Source organism: Rhodocaloribacter sp. (assembly GCF_056451265.1).
On sequence record NZ_JBWOPL010000071.1, the window covers coordinates 40,972 to 57,612 of the forward strand.

The 16,641-nt window shown below is 66.0% G+C and carries 17 protein-coding genes; 10 read left to right on the plus strand and 7 right to left on the minus strand.

Annotated elements, in window-relative coordinates; translation table 11 throughout:
- Positions 1-4 precede the first annotated feature (4 nt).
- Positions 5-1,444, plus strand: a complete 1,440-nt coding sequence (locus AC1HIY_RS12885; RefSeq protein ID WP_479577154.1) for an ATP-binding protein — start codon at positions 5-7, stop codon at positions 1,442-1,444.
- Between the two features lie 53 nt (positions 1,445-1,497).
- Here AC1HIY_RS12885 and AC1HIY_RS12890 read toward each other — a convergent pair whose 3' ends face one another.
- Complete coding sequence (locus AC1HIY_RS12890) at positions 1,498-1,725, minus strand: helix-turn-helix transcriptional regulator (protein WP_479577155.1); 228 nt, start codon at positions 1,723-1,725, stop codon at positions 1,498-1,500.
- Between the two features lies 1 nt (position 1,726).
- Positions 1,727-2,179, minus strand: coding sequence for a hypothetical protein (locus tag AC1HIY_RS12895; RefSeq protein WP_479577156.1), 453 nt, complete (start codon positions 2,177-2,179; stop codon positions 1,727-1,729).
- Positions 2,180-2,458: 279 nt separating this feature from the next.
- On the opposite strand from AC1HIY_RS12895, the gene AC1HIY_RS12900 reads away from it, so the two are divergent.
- The 4 genes from AC1HIY_RS12900 (at position 2,459) to AC1HIY_RS12915 (ending at position 5,840) form a co-directional block, all read left to right on the plus strand.
- The gene (locus AC1HIY_RS12900) at positions 2,459-3,682 is read left to right on the plus strand and encodes a KamA family radical SAM protein (protein WP_479577157.1); all 1,224 of its coding nucleotides are present in this window, start codon (positions 2,459-2,461) and stop codon (positions 3,680-3,682) included.
- A gap of 157 nt (positions 3,683-3,839) precedes the next feature.
- Entirely contained in the window at positions 3,840-5,207 is a 1,368-nt protein-coding gene (locus AC1HIY_RS12905; protein ID WP_479577158.1) for a hypothetical protein, read from the plus strand.
- A 25-nt stretch (positions 5,208-5,232) separates the two neighbouring features.
- Entirely contained in the window at positions 5,233-5,532 is a 300-nt protein-coding gene (locus AC1HIY_RS12910; protein ID WP_479577159.1) for a EutN/CcmL family microcompartment protein, read from the plus strand.
- On the plus strand, positions 5,529-5,840 hold the full coding sequence (locus AC1HIY_RS12915) for a EutN/CcmL family microcompartment protein (RefSeq protein WP_479577160.1): 312 nt from the start codon (positions 5,529-5,531) through the stop codon (positions 5,838-5,840). Before AC1HIY_RS12910 ends, AC1HIY_RS12915 begins: the two co-directional genes overlap by 4 nt.
- A 10-nt stretch (positions 5,841-5,850) precedes the next feature.
- Here the strand turns inward: AC1HIY_RS12915 and AC1HIY_RS12920 are convergent, their stop codons facing one another.
- The 4 genes from AC1HIY_RS12920 to AC1HIY_RS12935 form a co-directional block, all read right to left on the minus strand.
- Positions 5,851-6,525, minus strand: coding sequence for a protein-L-isoaspartate(D-aspartate) O-methyltransferase (locus AC1HIY_RS12920; protein WP_479577161.1), 675 nt, complete (start codon positions 6,523-6,525; stop codon positions 5,851-5,853).
- Positions 6,526-6,573: 48 nt separating this feature from the next.
- Entirely contained in the window at positions 6,574-7,377 is an 804-nt protein-coding gene (gene cdaA / locus AC1HIY_RS12925) for a diadenylate cyclase CdaA (protein WP_479577162.1), read from the minus strand.
- A gap of 251 nt (positions 7,378-7,628) precedes the next feature.
- Complete coding sequence (folP, locus tag AC1HIY_RS12930) at positions 7,629-8,540, minus strand: dihydropteroate synthase (RefSeq protein WP_479577163.1); 912 nt, start codon at positions 8,538-8,540, stop codon at positions 7,629-7,631.
- Positions 8,541-8,560: 20 nt separating this feature from the next.
- Positions 8,561-9,703: an alkaline phosphatase family protein gene (locus AC1HIY_RS12935; RefSeq protein WP_479577164.1), complete on the minus strand. Its 1,143-nt coding sequence runs from the start codon at positions 9,701-9,703 to the stop codon at positions 8,561-8,563.
- 262 nt (positions 9,704-9,965) lie between these two features.
- Here AC1HIY_RS12935 and AC1HIY_RS12940 point away from each other — a divergent pair, with 262 nt between their 5' ends.
- The 3 genes from AC1HIY_RS12940 (at position 9,966) to AC1HIY_RS12950 (ending at position 13,962) form a co-directional block, all read left to right on the plus strand.
- Entirely contained in the window at positions 9,966-11,129 is a 1,164-nt protein-coding gene (locus AC1HIY_RS12940; protein WP_479577165.1) for an acyl-CoA dehydrogenase family protein, read from the plus strand.
- A 245-nt stretch (positions 11,130-11,374) separates the two neighbouring features.
- Positions 11,375-12,925, plus strand: a complete 1,551-nt coding sequence (locus tag AC1HIY_RS12945) for a GH3 auxin-responsive promoter family protein (RefSeq protein ID WP_479577166.1) — start codon at positions 11,375-11,377, stop codon at positions 12,923-12,925.
- 197 nt (positions 12,926-13,122) lie between these two features.
- Positions 13,123-13,962: a sigma-70 family RNA polymerase sigma factor gene (locus tag AC1HIY_RS12950; protein WP_456428550.1), complete on the plus strand. Its 840-nt coding sequence runs from the start codon at positions 13,123-13,125 to the stop codon at positions 13,960-13,962.
- A gap of 145 nt (positions 13,963-14,107) precedes the next feature.
- Here the strand turns inward: AC1HIY_RS12950 and AC1HIY_RS12955 are convergent, their stop codons facing one another.
- Positions 14,108-14,830, minus strand: coding sequence for a pyridoxine 5'-phosphate synthase (locus tag AC1HIY_RS12955; RefSeq protein WP_479577167.1), 723 nt, complete (start codon positions 14,828-14,830; stop codon positions 14,108-14,110).
- On the opposite strand from AC1HIY_RS12955, the gene AC1HIY_RS12960 reads away from it, so the two are divergent.
- Positions 14,801-15,511, plus strand: a complete 711-nt coding sequence (locus tag AC1HIY_RS12960; RefSeq protein ID WP_479577168.1) for a hypothetical protein — start codon at positions 14,801-14,803, stop codon at positions 15,509-15,511. The genes AC1HIY_RS12955 and AC1HIY_RS12960 overlap by 30 nt on opposite strands.
- A gap of 122 nt (positions 15,512-15,633) precedes the next feature.
- Complete coding sequence (locus tag AC1HIY_RS12965) at positions 15,634-16,554, plus strand: hypothetical protein (protein WP_479577169.1); 921 nt, start codon at positions 15,634-15,636, stop codon at positions 16,552-16,554.
- Positions 16,555-16,641: the final 87 nt, after the last annotated feature.

Genomic DNA, 16,641 nt, shown 5'->3' on the forward strand with positions numbered 1-16,641 from the left:
CCCCATGAACGCTTCTCTCGTGTCTTCCCCGCTGCGCCTGTCCATCTCGACGCGGCTCACGTTGTGGTACGGCCTGACGCTGCTCGTGCTGATGAGCCTGTTCGCGCTCTACTGCTATTCGAACTTTCACCTGAGCCTGCACCGCGACTTCGACCGGCACCTGGAGCACGAGACGAACGAATTTCTCTCATACGTCAGGCTCGAAGGCGAGCGTCCTGCGCTGGCTTCCCTGGGCAACCTCCATTCGGTAGCCTATCAGACGGACGGGATATACGGCACGTTCATCCGACTTTTCTCGGCAGAAGGGGACGAACTGTATCGGAGTCCGAATTTCCAGGGGCATGATCCGCTTCCGGTCTCGCTCCCCGGGGCCCCGCGCGAGACCTCGAAAAGCATCATCTGGCAGGAGAAGCCGACGCGCGTTCGCTACGTGCCGCTGATCGGCGGGGACGGAGCGTTGAAAGGCTGGCTGGAGGTGGCGGGCTTCGAGTGGTCGCTGCACCAGGAGCTGTACCGGCTCGGACGCGCGCTCTTCGGAGGAATCGTGCTCAGCGTCCTGCTCGCCATCGCAGGAGGCTATCTGCTGGCGCGGCGGGCGCTCCGGCCCGTGGCGGCGCTCACGGGGGCGGCCAAAGAGATCCGGGCTACCGACCTCGGTGCGCGCCTGCCCGAAGACTTCGGCGTGCGCGATGAACTGTCCGATCTGGCAAGGACCTTCAACGGAATGATCGAGCGGATTGAAGCCTCTTTCAAGCGGGAGCGACGCTTCTCCTCCAACGCTGCGCACGAACTCCTGACTCCGCTCACCACCATGCGCAACAGCGTCGAGGTGGCGCTGCGGCGGGCGCGCGATGCGGAGACGTATCAGCGGACGCTCCGCACGGTCCTCATGGACGTGGAGGAGATGAGCGAGACGGTGCGGGGCCTGCTGCAACTCTCCCAGGCCGAACGCCTGGCGGAGATGCCCCGCGAGCCGGTGGAACTGTGCGAACTCAGCCGGGAGCACCTCCGGCGCTTCGAGGATCGGGCCGCCGAGAAGGCGATCCGGCTCGAGGTCTTCGCAGAAAAGGAATGTTTCGTCTCCGCCGACGCGGTGCGGATGGGCGAGGTGCTCGACAACCTGCTCGACAACGCGATCAAGTACACCCCGCCGGGCGGCTCGGTGTGCCTCGAAGTGGAGGGCGACGTCCGCGAGGTGCGGCTGCGCCTCACGGACACCGGCGTCGGCTTTCCTCCGGAACAGGCCGACCAACTCTTCGACCGCTTCTATCGCGCCGACACGTCCGAGGTTCAGGCGGAACGCGGCAGCGGCCTCGGGCTGGCCATCGTGCAGGCGATCGTAAGCGCCTACGGCGGGAGCATCACCGCGCGAAGCGAGGGACCGCGCCGGGGCAGCACGTTCGAAGTGCGCCTCCCGCGCCTCGACGAAGAGGAAGAGGCTTGACGCTCCGACGGCAAGGACAGCCCGGGCGCGAGCCGTCGGTCGAGCCCCTGTCGTCAGTCGAGTTCCTGCTCGGGCGCGTATTGAAAGACCTCCTCCAGCGGCGCCCCGAAGACGGCGGCGATGCGAAAAGCCAGCTCCAGCGACGGCGAGTATTTGGCCGCCTCGATGGCGTGAATCGTCTGGCGCGTCACCCCCGTTCGGTCGGCCAGTTCCTGCTGGGTCATCTCGCCGGCCAGGAAACGCATCTTCCGGATGTTGTTCCGGATCGGACATCGACCCATATCAGCCTCCCATTCGGTAGTAATAGAGCTGCGTCGCCGACCGGATGATCTGCGCCGGGAGAACGATCGCGAGCAGGGCGTGAACCGTCGCAAACGGGATCGCCAGGAACACACGCTCGCCCGCCGCCCGGCTGAGAACGTCGCTCACCCAGACGTTCCCAAGCAGGCTGACGAGCGCGACCATCACGAAGAAATAGGCATTTCGAAAGCCCTTCGCAGCAATGGTGTGGTCGCGTTCGTCCTTTTCCACCCCGCGCGCGCCGACGTACCGGCTGTGTTCCAGAACGATCTCGACGAGGAGGGCGATGCCGATCACCTTCAGGAAGAGTGCTTTCATCTCTCCGGCATATCCGCCGCCGCCCCCGGGTAGTTCAACGATCATCAGCACGTAATACCCCGGCAGGGCGACCGTCGAGAGAAAGGAGGTCCAGGCGTACAGTTCTTGCTTCGACATGGCTCAGTGGGGGGAGCGTTTGTCGGTTCGAGTCCGCTCTTCTTTATGAGATGTCAAAAATAAGTTACCTTGCGTCGAAAACAATCGACACGCGGAACCAATCGAATGCCGGCGCCCGGCCGCCAGAGGCACATGACCGCTTTGTCCTTTATGCCCGAACTTGCAGCCCGTCAGGCACAAAAGGAAGGTCGGGAGAGTTGAGACGCTATCTCGCAAAACCGGCGGCTCCTCAGGGCCGGAACCGCCCTCCATCCCGACGGCTGCGCAGGCAGTGAACCCATGAAGGCGCCGAACCCCATCGATCCGAACGAACCCCGCGCCCGTTCCCCGCAGTGGCGCGACTGGCGCCGGCAGATGCGCAACCGCGTCCACGACGAGGAGACGCTCGGCCGGTACGTCCGCCTCACCGACGACGAGCGCGCCGCCCTCGCCGCGACGAAGGGCGTCTTTCGGTGGAACATCACGCCGTACTATGCGGCCCTCATGGACCCCGACGACCCGGACTGCCCGATCCGGCGGCAGATGACCCCGCGCATGGACGAGGTGGCCCCGGACATCGTCGGCGTGGTCGATCCGCTCGAAGAGGTGGCCCACTCGCCCGTCAAGAACCTGATCCACAATTACCCCGACCGCGTGGCGTTCTGTGTGACGGCGGAATGCGCGATCTATTGCCGGTACTGCCTGCGCAAGCGCATGGTCGGCGACGCCGACTTCATGATGCGGAAGGCGGAGCTTCGGGAGGGGATCGACTACATCGCCGCCCACCCGGAGATCCGCGACGTGCTCCTCACCGGCGGCGACCCGCTCACGCACAACGACGCGCACCTCGACTGGCTGCTCGGCGCGCTTCGGGCGATCCCGCACGTCGAAGTGCTCCGCCTCGGCACGCGCTTGCCCGTGACGCTCCCGTATCGCATCACGCCGGAGCTGTGCGCCGTGCTCGAAAAGCATCATCCGGTGTGGGTGAACACGCATTTCAACCATCCGAAAGAGCTGACCGAGGACGCCGCCGAAGCCGTGGACCGGCTCCTCCGCGCGGGCGTGCCCGTGGGCAATCAGACCGTCCTGCTTCGCGGCATCAACGACGATGCCCCGACCATGAAGGCGCTGTGCGAGGGGCTCGTGCGGATGCGGGTGCGGCCGTATTATCTGTATCAGGCGCAGCTCATCGGCGGGACGGCCCACTTCCGCACGGCCATCGAGACGGGCATGGCGATCATGGAGGCGCTTCAGGGACGGACGACGGGCTTCGCCCTCCCGAAGTACGTCCTCGACACCCCGTTCGGCAAGGTCCCGATGACGCGCTCGTACGTGCTCGGGCGGGCGGGCGATCACGTGGTCATGAATACGCCGAGGGGCCGTCTGTGGGCCGAGCCGAACCCCGTGCCTCCCGGCGACGCGCCCGCCGTGACACTCCCGGCCATCGCGCTCCCCGAAGGCATCGCCACGATCCCCACCGGGGCGCGTGCGTTCGCTCCCGAGGCTGCCCCGGTGGGTCGATGAGGAGCCGGAGAAGACTGCGAAAAAACGTCTCGAATGGCCCGAAAACCCGGCCTTTTGGTTGACTTTCCTCGGGTGCGACGGTAGATTGACAGCATCTCTTGAAGACGATAGTCTTTCCGTTTTGCCCGCTCTTTCCACGGCCCGCGCGATTAGCCGAATGATTCGAGTCCTGACTTCTCTCCTGGCCGTTGTGGCCGCCGTCCTCGCACTCGTTCTGAAACAGCCGCTGCTGTTGGCCGTTGCCGGGGTGATGGTCGTGATCTCGCTGATCTCGTTGATCGTCTTTCTCCGGCGGCGGCGCCGTCGGCAGGCGATCGAACGGTACGTGCGCACGCCCGAGCCGCAGGATGACCTGCGCGCGCTCGGCATTCTGGAGATTCGTCCGAAAGGTGAGGCCGCGCCCGCCCGCGCGGATCTGCCCGTGCCGGCGGAACGTGCGGCGACGGCGCCCGGCAAGGCGCGTGCAGCGGTTTCCTCGACCGAAGCTGAGACGCGCGTCGAAGCCGAGTCGTCGGGCGGCGGCGAGACGGAGGAGCCGGCGGCGGAAGGCGATCTGATGAGCAATGGGGGTGACGATATGTTGATACGGGTGCGGGAACGCGACCCGGCGGCGCATGTCTCCGTCGAGGCGGTGGCCGACGGCTACGACGAGGGGGCGCTTGCCCCGGCCCTCCGCTCGTTGCGCTCGGCGCTGGGGGCGCACACGGTGTGTCTGCTCCGGAAGGAGGAGATCGCCATGCGGTATCATCTCATCGGCGTCGTGAGCCGGAGCAGCTATGCGCGGAGCCACGGCAGCTTCACCGCGCGCGCGCCGCTGATGACGGCGGACATGGTGGAGGCGCCGATGACGGTGCGGAACGTGCACGAAACGGATCTGCCCGCGAAGAGCCTCGGCTATTATTGTGAACCCATTGCCGTGCGGCGCGTGGCCCTGGCCCCCGTGGCGTGCGAGCCTTCGCACGGTCTGTGCTTCCTCCTGGCCGACGCAAAGCGCGAAGATGCCTTCGAGACGCCGCGCGACGAGGCGGTGATGACCCGCTTCGCCGGCGTCTTCGGCGTCCTGCTCGACGGGAGCGCCGCCGAGGCCGAGGCCTTCACCGCGGCGGAGCCTGTGCGCCCGCGCCGGGAGATCGTCGCCGAGGAGATGACGCAGGCCCGCGCCGAAGGCCGACCCCTCGCACTCGCGCTCGCCTACCTCGACGTCTCCACCGGCGCCGAGACGGGCGATGCCGCCGCCGAGGAGGCCCTCCACGCCCGGCTGCACGAAGCCGTTCCCGACGCCCGCATCGAGCGCTTCGGCGAACGGACGTACGGCGTCTTCTACCGCGAGCCCCTCGCCGACATCGAGGCGTGGGCGCTCGGCCTGCAGGCCCGGCTCGACGATGCCTCGCTCCCGGGCGACGTGTTCGTGGGCGTGACCCTGCTCCAGGAGCGGCACGAGACACCGGACGATTTCAAGGCCGAGGCTACGGCGGCTCTGTACGAAGCCTATGAGACCGGCGCATGCACCATCATCGAATCCTGACCCGCTCCCTCATCTCCCCGCGACCATGACGCTCGGAAAAGTTGTCGGCACCGTCTGGGCCACGCGCAAAGACGAACAGCTCATCGGCATGAAGCTGCAGATCGTGCAACAGGTCGGGCTCGACCTGGCGCTCAAGGACAGCTTCGTCGTCGCCGTGGACAGCGTCGGCGCGGGGGTGGGCGAGATCGTGCTCTATGCCACGGGATCGAGCGCGCGGCAGACCGAACTGACGCGAAACAAGCCCGTCGACGCCGTCATTACGGCCATCGTCGACAAGCTCGACGTGTCCGAGACGCCGGCGCTCACCGAAGCCGTGGAAGCATGAACCTCGCTCGTGTGATCGGCAACGTGTGGGCGACGCGGAAGTACCCCACGCTCAAAGGACGGCGCATGCTCTTCGCGCAGCCGCTCACGTTCGGCGGCGCGGAAGCGGGCGAGCCGATCGTCATGCTCGACACCGTCGATGCCGGCGTAGGCGATGTGGTGATCTACGTCTCCTCGACCGAAGCCGCCGTCCCTTTCCGCCCGAACCTCACGCCCACCGACGCGACCATCGTCGGCATCGTCGAGCGCGTGGATCATCTGGGCACGACGTGGCGCACGACGCCCGAAGACGACGAGGCGGCGGGGTGAGCCGCGCCGGTTAGGACTCGGCGATGAGGGGGACGAAGCGGAAGCCGTCGGTCTCGCGGCGCTCGTACTCGTCTTCGCCTTTCCGGATGATGAGGGTCATCGTCTGACCCTGAGGACCGCCGATAGGGATGACGAGGCGTCCGCCCCGGTGCTCCGCGTCGGGGATGCGAAGCTGCCGCAGGAGCGGGTCGGGCGCCTCGGTCGCACCGGCGGTGACCACGATGCCGTCGTACGGGGCAAAGGCGGGCCACCCGAGCGATCCGTCGCCCCAGTGGAGGCGGACGCGGTAGCCGAGGCGCTTGAGCAGGCGCCGGGTGCGGTCGAGGAGCGGCTTGAGGCGTTCGACGGAATAGACCTCGGCCCCCATCTCACACAGCACGGCGGCCTGATATCCGCTTCCGGTGCCGATCTCGAGGATCTTGTCCCCTTTGCGCACGTCGAGGAGCATCGTCTGATACGCCACCGTGAAGGGTTGCGAGATGGTCTGGTTCAGCCCGATGGGGAGGGCTTCGTCGAGGTAGGCGCGTTCGAGGAAGCCCGGATCTACGAAGAGGTGACGGGGCACTTTGCCGATGGCGGCAAGCACCCGCTCGTCCGTGATGCCCTTGCGGCGCAGTTCTTCGACCAGGCGCTCGCGTCGGCGCTGGAATTTCCAGTCGTCTGACCGGGGAGAGGGGGGCTCCATGCTTCGATGCTTCGGCTGGTGAGGGCTGTCGCGGGCGCGCCGGAGGCGTCAGGCCTCGACGGCGGCGACGCGCTCGGGTTCGGCGGCGGCCTGCGGCGAGAGGGCTTCCGTAAGATACGTACGCAGCTCGTTGGCCGTGAGGTTCGTGATCAACTCGCCTCGCTCCGAGACGGAAATATTGCCCGTCTCTTCGGAGACGACCACGACGAAGGCGTCCGTCTGCTCCGTCAGCCCGACGGCGGCGCGGTGGCGCAGGCCGAGCTTCGGGCTGAGCGACATGCTCGTCGAGACGGGCAGGATGCATCGCGCCGCTTCGATGTGGTGGTTGCGGATGATGACCGCACCGTCGTGGAGCGGGTTCTGGGCAAAGAAAATCGTGATGAGCAGGTCCTTGCTCACGCGCGCCCGCAGCTCCTCGCCCGTCTCAATGTAGTTCCGCAACCCGGTCGTCCGCTCGAAAGCGATCAGCGCGCCGATGCGCTGCTTGCTCATCTCCTGCACGGCGCCGACGACCTCGTTCACCATCGCCTCCTGCGCCGGAGAACGCACGAAACGCCGAATCAGCGGGTTCTGTCCCAGCAAAAGCAACACACGACGGATCTCGGGCTGGAAAAGGATGATCAGGGCCAGCACGAACACGTCGCTGATCGAGCCGAAGATGGCCCGGAGGATGGTCATGTTGGCCGCCGTCACGAAAATCTGGATGAGGTAGAGCGCCAGAATGCCGAAGAAGATCTGCACGGCTATCGTGCCGCGCATGAGGAGATAGAGCTTGTACAGAAGGTAGGATACGAGGGCGACCTCCAGGAGGTCTACAAGGCGTATCGGTATGACCCACTGATAGATCGTCAAGGCGAAGGAATTTCGTTGAAGGGTGAGGTGGTCGTACGGTAAGGTAACCTTTGACGAATGCCATGCAAAGCGCGTTCCGGCGAAAGCTGTGTGAGAATGGGGTTCGTGTGAGGGCCGGGGGTGTGGGGGGACAGACCGGGAAGACAGGTAACGGATCAGACCGGGCACATGGGTAACACCGATCTGTGTGTGAAGCTTGTTTTCTCGCTCGTCATAGCGGCGACAGGGGCGCCGACGCGACCGCAGAGCGCCTATCCCTGCATCGTGGCGGCGAGCAGGCGGAGCATCTCCACGGTGGGGCGGACGTCGTGCGTGCGCACGAGCGTGGCCCCCCGCATCACGGCTGCGGCCGTCGCGCCGAGGCTGCCGAAGAGGCGCGCCTCGACCGGGGCGGGCGCGTCCGCACCGCCGAGGATCGCGCCGATGGTGCTCTTCCGCGAGACGCCCACGAGCACCGGACGCCCCAGCCCGAGGAACACGTCGGCGGCGCGCAGGAGCTTCAGGTTCTCGGCAGGCGTCTTCCCGAAGCCGAAGCCCGGGTCGACGATCACGTGCCGGACGCCCGCCGACTCCGCCCGCTCGACCGAGGCGCGGAGTGAGGCGGCGACTTCCGCCGTAACGTCGGCGTACGAATGCGCGTGCGGCATCGCGCCGGGCTTGCCGAGGGCGTGCATGACGACGAGCGGCGCGCCGAAAGCCGCCGCGACTTCCGCCGTCTCGGGGAAATACCGGAGTCCGGTGATGTCGTTCACGAGGTGCGCCCCGGCTTCGAGCGCCGCCCGCGCCACCGCCGGGTGATACGTGTCGATGGAAAGGATCGCCCCGGGAAATCGGGATGCCACGGCCTCGACCACCGGGACCACGCGCGCCGCCTCTTCCTCGGGCGTGAGCACCCGCGCGCCCTCGCCGTACACCTTCCCCCGGGGCCGCGACGACGCCCCGCCCACGTCGATGATCGCCGCGCCCTCTTCGAGCATGGCCTCGACGCGCCGGAGCGCGGCGTCCGTCTCCATGAAAAGGCCGCCGTCGGAGAAAGAGTCCGGCGTGACGTTGAGGATGCCCATCACGTGCGCGCCCTGGGGCAGGCCCGGACGGCAGTCGAGCGGGCGGCCCCGGCAGTCGAGGACGAAACGCTCGGGGGGGAAGGGGGAGGGCTCGGGCATGAGGCGGGAGGGATGGGGGCTCAATGCCGGCCGACTTCGGGCGCCCGACCGAGCGCCGGGGCGAGCGGCGGTCCGACGGGGCGTGTGTTCGTATAGTCGAGTCCGAGGAGCGCGGCCACCGTCGCGGCCACCTGATGCTGGAAATACGGTCCTTCGTCGGCGACCTCTCCGCGCGGAGGCGTATCCGGGCCGAGGACGGCGAGCCAGATGTGCTCGGCGCCCGCGACGTCGCTCCCGTGCGAGGTCCATGCCTCGCCGTCGCCGCGTCCGTGGTCGGTGGTGACCACGAGCGTGGTGCGCCCCCGGTACGGCTCATGCGCCTGCGCCCACGCCCACAGCCCGGCGAGGAACGCATCCGTGCGATGCGCCGCCGCGAGATAGGCGTCATACTTCCCGTCGTGCGCGAAGTCGTCCGTCTCTCCATAGGCGATGTACAAAAGGCGCGGATGGCGCTTTTTCAGGTATTCGAACGCATAATGATGGGTGAAGGCGTCGAGGCGGACGGTGCGCCAGGGGCTCGGGACCTCGCGTTGAAGTTCGTTGAGGAAACGCTCGCGCTCGGTCAGGTCGTCGCCCGTTGCGGGGCGGAAGCCGGCGTTGACGGGGATGCCGCTCCGCATCTCGTTGATGATGTACGGAAAGACGTCCCACGAGCCGAAGGCCGCCACACGGCCTTCGAAATCCGGATGGCGATTCACGTATTCGAGCACCGTCACGTTCGGGTTCGGGACTTTGTCGTTGCTGTCGATGCGCGCGTCGTCGGCGAAGCCGGTGAGGATCTCGTTGTATCCGGGATAGGAAAACCGGTGTCCGTTCGTGACCTCGACCGCGCTCCCGAGGCGGCGGTTGCCGTAGAGTTGTCCTTCCCGCGCCACGACGGACCAGAAAAACGGCAGGAGCGCCTCGCGCCGGGTCTTTGCATCGTCCGCTCCGAAGCGTTCGGCGAGCGCCTCCGGGTCCTCGACGAAGCGATCGTCGCGGAGCAGAGCCGGGTCTGCGCCCGAGAAGAGTTCCTGCCATCGAAGGCCGTCGAGGGTGACGAGGAAGACGTATCGGGTGGCGAGGGTGTCGGCGGGGGCGGGGTGGGGAGCGCTCGCCCGGGCGAACGAGGCGGTCGTGATCGCGAGCGCGAAGACGAGGAGGAGGGGGCTGAATCGGCGCATGGCAAAGGGGCGTGCGGAAAGGAAGAGGGGATCGCTCCATTCTTCTTTCCCCCGACGCGCAGGTTCCCCGAAAGGGGAGCGGCAGGCCCGAAACGGCGTGAGGGAAGCCCCCGCAGAAGGACACCGGAACGTCATCACAGGCGACGGCTTGCCTCTGTGCCCGGAAAAGCCGGAAATTCACGGGTCGCGCGCGAGCGGTTGACCCGACGCCATGCCGCGCGCCTTTCCATGCAACCCATAGCCGAAAAGAGAGGCCTTCCTCATGTTTGACTTCATTACCGAAGAACACGAGTTGATCCAGAAGATGGCGCGCGAGTTTGCGCGGAACGAGATCGCGCCCATTGCCGCGGAGCACGACCGGACGGGCGCTTTCCCGATCGAGACGGTGCGGAAGATGGGGGAACTGGGCTTCATGGGCATCGAGGTGCCGGAGGAATACGGGGGAGCGGGGATGGATTCGCTCGCGTACGTGCTGGCGATGGTGGAGATCTCGAAGGTATGCGCCAGCCACGGCGTCATCATGTCCGTGAACAACTCCCTCTTCGGCGACGCCGTGAACCATTTCGGCTCCGACGAGCAGAAGCGGAAGTACCTCGCGCCCGTGGCGCGCGGCGAGAAGATCGGGGCGTACAGCCTCACCGAGCCGATGAGCGGCAGCGACGCCGGCACGATGCGCACCCGCGCCGTGCTCGACGAGGCCGGCGCCCACTACGTCATCGACGGGCTCAAGTCATGGGTCACTTCGGCGCCGGTGGCGGACACCATCGTGCTCTTTGCCATGACGGCTCCGGAGAAGAAGCACCGGGGCATCACGGCGTTCCTCATCGAGACGGACCGGCCCGGTTTCAAGCGCGGGCGGACGGAGCCGAAGCTCGGCATCCGGGCCAGCGCGACGAGCGAGATCGTCTTCGAGGGATACGAGTGTCCCGTGGAGAACCGGCTCGGGGAAGAAGGGCAGGGCTTCAAGATCGCCATGCGCGTGCTCGACGCCGGGCGCATCGGCATCGCCGCGCAGGCGCTCGGCATCGCCGAGGCGGCCTTCGAGGCCAGCGTAGACTATGCCCGCGAGCGGGAGGCCTTCGGCCGGAAAATCGGGCAGTTTCAGATGATCCAGCAAAAACTCGCCGACATGAAGGTCAAGGTCGACGCCGCCCGGTTGCTGACCTATCAGGCGGCGCTCGCCAAGCGGGAGGCGCTCGAGACCGGCGGGCGCTTCACGATGGAGTCGAGCGTGGCCAAGCTCTTTGCCAGCGAAGCCGCCATGTGGGTGACCACGCAGGCGATCCAGCTCCATGGCGGCATCGGGTACAGCAAGGAACTGCCCCTCGAACGCTATTTCCGCGACGCGAAGATCACCGAGATCTACGAGGGCACGAGCGAGATCCAGCGCCTCGTCATCGCGCGCATGCTGACGGGACTCCGGTGAGTGGGCTCCCTTCGCTCGCCGTCATGGGCTCGTGTTCGCTCGCCGTCAAGGTCATACCCCCACACCCCCATACACAATTCGCATCGCGGGACGGGTAACTTCCCGTTTTCGCCCGGAGCTTAAAAATGATCTGCCGCCCGGGCGCAGGTCGGCGCGAGATTTCTTCTTTTGGACGTTAATGATCATGTCTCCCGGGAGCGTCGTCGCACCGATGCGGACGGCCTTCTCCCGGGGGTCCTTTTGCGATGAAAAACCTCCTGGCTTCGGCGATGCGCGCGCTCCCGGTCGGGCCGTTGCGCACGATAGATCGGTTTGCGGCGACGCCGATGGAGACGCAAGAGACCCTGTTGCGGGATTTGCTGCGACGGGCGGCGCACACGGAATGGGGGCGACGCTTCGGGTTCGACGAAGGGGCGCGGGCCTCCGACGTCGTGGAAACGTATCAGGCGCGTGTGCCGCTGCATACGTACGAGGCGTTCCGGAACGATGTGGCGCGCCTCCGCAAGGGGACGCCCGACGTCGTCTGGCCGGGTGTCTTTCGACATTTTGCCGTGTCGAGCGGGACGGCTTCGGCAGGCAAAATCATCCCCGTCAGCGAGGAGATGCTCGTCAAAAATCGTCGGTTCAGTATGGGCTCGGCGTTTCAATACCTGGCCGAGAGCGGGAACCCGCGTTTCTGGCTGGGCAAGTTTTTGAGTGTGCCGGGGCGCATCGAAGACGACCCGGAGCATCCCGGGACGCTCATCGGCGAGGTGAGCGGCCTGCAGGCCGAGTTCGCGCCCGCCTTCGTGCGCCGTTTCTATCAGGCGGTTCCGAACGAGGTGTTGTATCTGCCGAACTGGGAAGACAAGCTCGCCGCCATCGTCGACCGGACGGTGGACGCGGACGTGCGCGCCGTTGCGATGGTGCCCTCGTGGGCGCTCGTGCTCTTTCAAATGGTGATCGAACGGCACAACCGGAAGCGCGGGAGGCGTGCGCGGACGCTCGGCGAGGTGTGGCCGAACCTGCAGGTGTTCTTCTCGGGCGGCGTTGCGCTGCGCTCGTACCGGCATCTGCTGGAAACGCTGATCGGTCGGCCGGAGGTGCACTTCTGGGAGCACTACGGCGCTTCCGAAGGCTTCTTTGCGCACCAGTCGACGCTCGAGGACGAGGCGATGATGCTTCACCTCGACAACGGCGTTTTCTACGAGTTCGTGCGCATGGAGGAGCGGGCGGCGGACGCTCCGCGCCGGCACACCGTGGCCGACGTGGAGACCGGTGTGCGTTATGCGCTCTACGTGACTACGTGCAGCGGGCTCTGGGCCTACGACGTGGGCGACGTGGTGCGCTTCACGCAGCTCGACCCGCCGAAGATCGTGGTGACCGGGCGCACGAGCGAGATGCTCGACCGGTACGGCGAAGCGGTTTTCGGCGAAGAGGCCCGCGACGCGCTTCGGCACGCGTGCGCGCAGACCGGAGCGCAGGTGCGCGATTTCCACGTCGCTCCCCGTCTCGCCGCCCTCGACCGGCTGCCGGCTCACGAATGGCTCGTCGAGTTCGAGGCCGCGCCCGCTTCGCTGGAGCCGTTCGCAGAGGCCGTAGACGTCTATTTGCAACGGGTCAACCGGCATTATCGGATCCGCCGGGAAGCGCGCGTCTTCGATCCGCCGCAGATCGTTCCGTTGCCTTCGGGCGTCTTTTTCGAATGGTTGAAAAGGAGCCGGAAACGCGTGGGCGCGCAGAGCAAAGTGCCCCGCATGAGCGAGGAACGCGACGTAGCCGAAAGCGTTCTTGCCCTGGTCGGAAACAATAAATAGGAGTTTCTCATAAGCTTGCTGGAAATATTGAATTGGCGGGAACAACGGGCCGAACGGGCGCGTGCACGAACGCCAATTTCTGACGCCCGACACTCCGGCTAAAAGGCATGTTCGGGCCGGCCGTATCCAGATCAGGAAACAGCGAGGAGCGCCTCGACGAAGAAGACTGCTACAAACAACCAAACCGCCGAAGGTCTATGTATGTCCCCCGCCAGCAACGGATGCTGGATCAGTATCTCCAGGAGATCGGTCAGATCCCTTTGCTGACTCCTGACGAGGAAGTCGAACTGGCACGCCGGATCAAGCAGGGCGATCAGGATGCGTTGCACCGGCTCACGCGCGCCAACCTCCGTTTCGTGGTATCAGTCGCGAAGAAGTATCAGGGCCAGGGGCTGACGCTCGCCGACCTGATCAACGAGGGCAATTATGGGCTGATCAAGGCGGCGCAGCGGTTCGATGAGACGCGCGGCTTCAAGTTCATCTCCTACGCGGTCTGGTGGATTCGTCAGGCCATCCTGCAGGCGCTGGCCGAGCAGAGCCGCGTCGTGCGCCTGCCGCTCAACCGCATCGGCACCATCTCGAAGATCCGCAAGACGAGCGCCAAGCTGGCGCAGACCCACGAGCGGCAGCCGAACATCGAGGAGCTGGCGAAGGAACTCGACGTAGACGTGGAGAAGGTGCGTGAGGCCATGCAGCACACGGGCCGTCACCTCTCGATGGACGCGCCGTTCAACGAGGACGACGACAACAGCCTCCTCGACGTGCTGCCCAACGACGAGAACACCTCGCCCGATGAGACGCTCATGGACGAGTCGCTCAAGATCGACATCGAGCGGGCCCTGAGCATGCTCCACCCGCGCGAGGCGGAAATCACGCGGCTTTATTTTGGCATCGGCCGAGAACATCCGCTCACGCTCGAAGAGATCGGACAGCGTTTCGGCCTGACCCGCGAGCGCGTGCGTCAGATCAAGGAAAAGGCGCTCCGCAAGCTCCGCCAGAAGCATCGCCGCGAAGAATTGCAGATGCACATCGGCTGAGCTTTTTTCATGCTTCCGGTTTTTCAAGAGCGTCTCCGTTTTCGGGGGCGCTCTTTTTTTTGAGAGTTGACGCGAGCCGCAGGGGAGCCGTTGACACGAGCCGCAGGGGAGCCGATGACACGAGCCGCAGGGGAGCCGATGACGCCTACCCCTTGACCAGCTTTCGCAGGTCCCGGACGGCGCGGTCGAGCCCCACGAGCACGGCGCGGGCGATGACGGCGAAGCCGATGGACACCTCGGAGACGTGCGGGACGAGGCGCCGGAACAGCGGGTAGTTCGCGTAGTCGAGGCCGTGCCCGGCGTGAACGCTCAGCCCGAGCGTGTGCGCCTGCCGGGCGGCTGCGGCCAGGCGCTCGCCGACGGCGGCGCGGGTTTCCGGCGTCGGCGCGTTGGCGAAGTCGCCCGTGTGCAGCTCGATGGCATTGGCGCCCACCTCCCGCGAGGCTTCGATCTGATCGGGCTCGGGGTCGACGAAGAGCGCCACCTCCCGGATGCCCGCGTCGAAGAGGCGCGGGATCGTCTCGCGCAGCCGCGCCCGATGCCCGACCACGTCGAGGCCGCCTTCGGTGGTGACCTCCTCGCGCCGTTCGGGAACGAGCGTGGCGAGGTCGGGCCGCGTCTCACAGCAAATCTGCACGATCTCCGTATTCGTGGAGAGTTCGAAATCGAGTTTGCCGCGCACGGTCTCCCGGAGCAGGCGCACGTCTCGGTCGGTGATGTGCCGGCGGTCTTCCCGGAGGTGGAAGACGATGCCGTCCGCGCCGGCAAGTTCGCACAGAACCGCCGCCTGGACCGGATCAGGGAAGCTTTCCCGGCGCGCGTTGCGGAGGGTGGCTACGTGGTCGATGTTGATCAGCAGGTCGGTCACGAAGAATCGGAAAGCTTGGAAGCAACTATTGACGAACGCGATAGTCTAGAAAAAGGCGCGCCGGAAAGCAACCCGCCGGTTCGCCGGGTTCGGAGCGGCGCGCGGCGCGCGGTTGCATTTCGGGAAGGCGACCTGTATTTTCCCGCGTTCCGTTCGGACCCCTTCTTCCCCTTCGAGCGGACTTCCCGCCATCTTTTTTGCACAAACCATATCGGAGCACGACGCATAATGGGCCAGCGTTTCCGAGTTGCCCTCCAGATCGTTCTGGGCATTGTCATCGTCATACTTGCCTACTATCTCTACGTCTCCATCACCGAGCCGTACAAGGTGATTGAACGGCAGAAGGAATTGACGCGTCTGACGCGCGAACGAATGGATGACGTGCGCACGGCGCTGGTGCTCTATGAGCGCGACAAGGATCGTTTTCCGCTTACGCTCGACTCGCTCGTGATGTATGTCAAGACGGACTCCGTGTTCATGCTCCATGCCGACAGCATTTTCGGCGGTCCGGTCAACCCGGACTCGCTCCCGTACTCGCCGCGCACCGGCAAGCCTTTCGAGTATGCGGTGAACGATACGGCCAAGGTGAAGATTTATCTGCTCAAGGACCCCGATTCCGACGATCAGATCGGCTCGCTGATCCCCGACGTCACCCTGCTCAATGCCGCCAATTGGGAGTGAGCGTTGACCGCCACGGCCTGTCCGCCGGGGATGTGAGGTCGGCCCCGTTCCGGAGGGCTTGAGGGGACCCGGCTCCGGCCCAGAATCCCACGATCATTCGCAGCGATCATTCGCAGTGGCGTATGGATGCACAGGCACGAGCAGGCATCGATCTCTATGGTAGCGTCATGCGTTATGCCGAAGTAGAGCAGATCGACGGACGCTACCGTCTCCTTCGGCTGGGCAGTTGCGACTTCGAATTCGACGTGGCCCACGAGGTGTTCGAGCGCCGGGATCCGGCGCATCTCGAGACGGTCTCCGAAGCCATCGGCGACGTGTTCAGCGGCTCGGTTGCTTCCGAAGTGCGCGTGGTGGCGCATCCACCGGAGGGGTTGGCGTTTTTTTCTCCGGTGGCCGCCGGGACGCCCGCGCCGGCGACGGAGACGCAGCTTCGCCGCGAGGCGGCGCTGCTGACCGAAGGCGGCCGCTTCGGCGGCGTGCACCTCACCTCCGACGTCGCCTGTGAGGCGACCCTGGCGGACGGAGCGGCGGTGACGTGGCATCAGGTCCTGGCCGTGCCCCGGGTCATCCATACCCGCTTCGAGCGGGTCCTGCGTGTGCTCCCGGCCCATGCCTTCCGCCTCATGACGAGCATGCACGGGGTGGCGAACACGCTCAATCGCCTCGTTTCCAAAGGCCTCGCCCCGCCCGAAGACGCTCCGTATACCCTGTCGCTGGGCTGGTATCCCACCCACGTCGAGGGCCTGATCACGCGGCAGGGACAGTGGCGGTTCAGCCAGCCTTTCGACCCCGGCGCTCCCGCCGACGCCGCATACTTCACGCTCGCGCTGCTCGATCACCTCGGCCTGACGCCGTCGGACGTCGGTCGGGTGTTCTTCTACGGCGTCGAACTCAAGGTGGGAGCCTTCGAACTGTTCGAGAAGCTCTTCGAAAGCATGCCGGTGAAACTCAACGCCATCCCCGTCGTGGACCTCGACCCGAGCAGCCTGTCCTCGGAGTTCGACGTCGAAGCGTATGCGCCGTGCATCGGCGTCACGCTCTGAGACGCTCGGTTCACGCGGCGCCCGGGGGAAACCGTCCGGGGGCGTAGCGGGTTGAGAGACGCGTCTATCGGAACCATAACCTCCTCT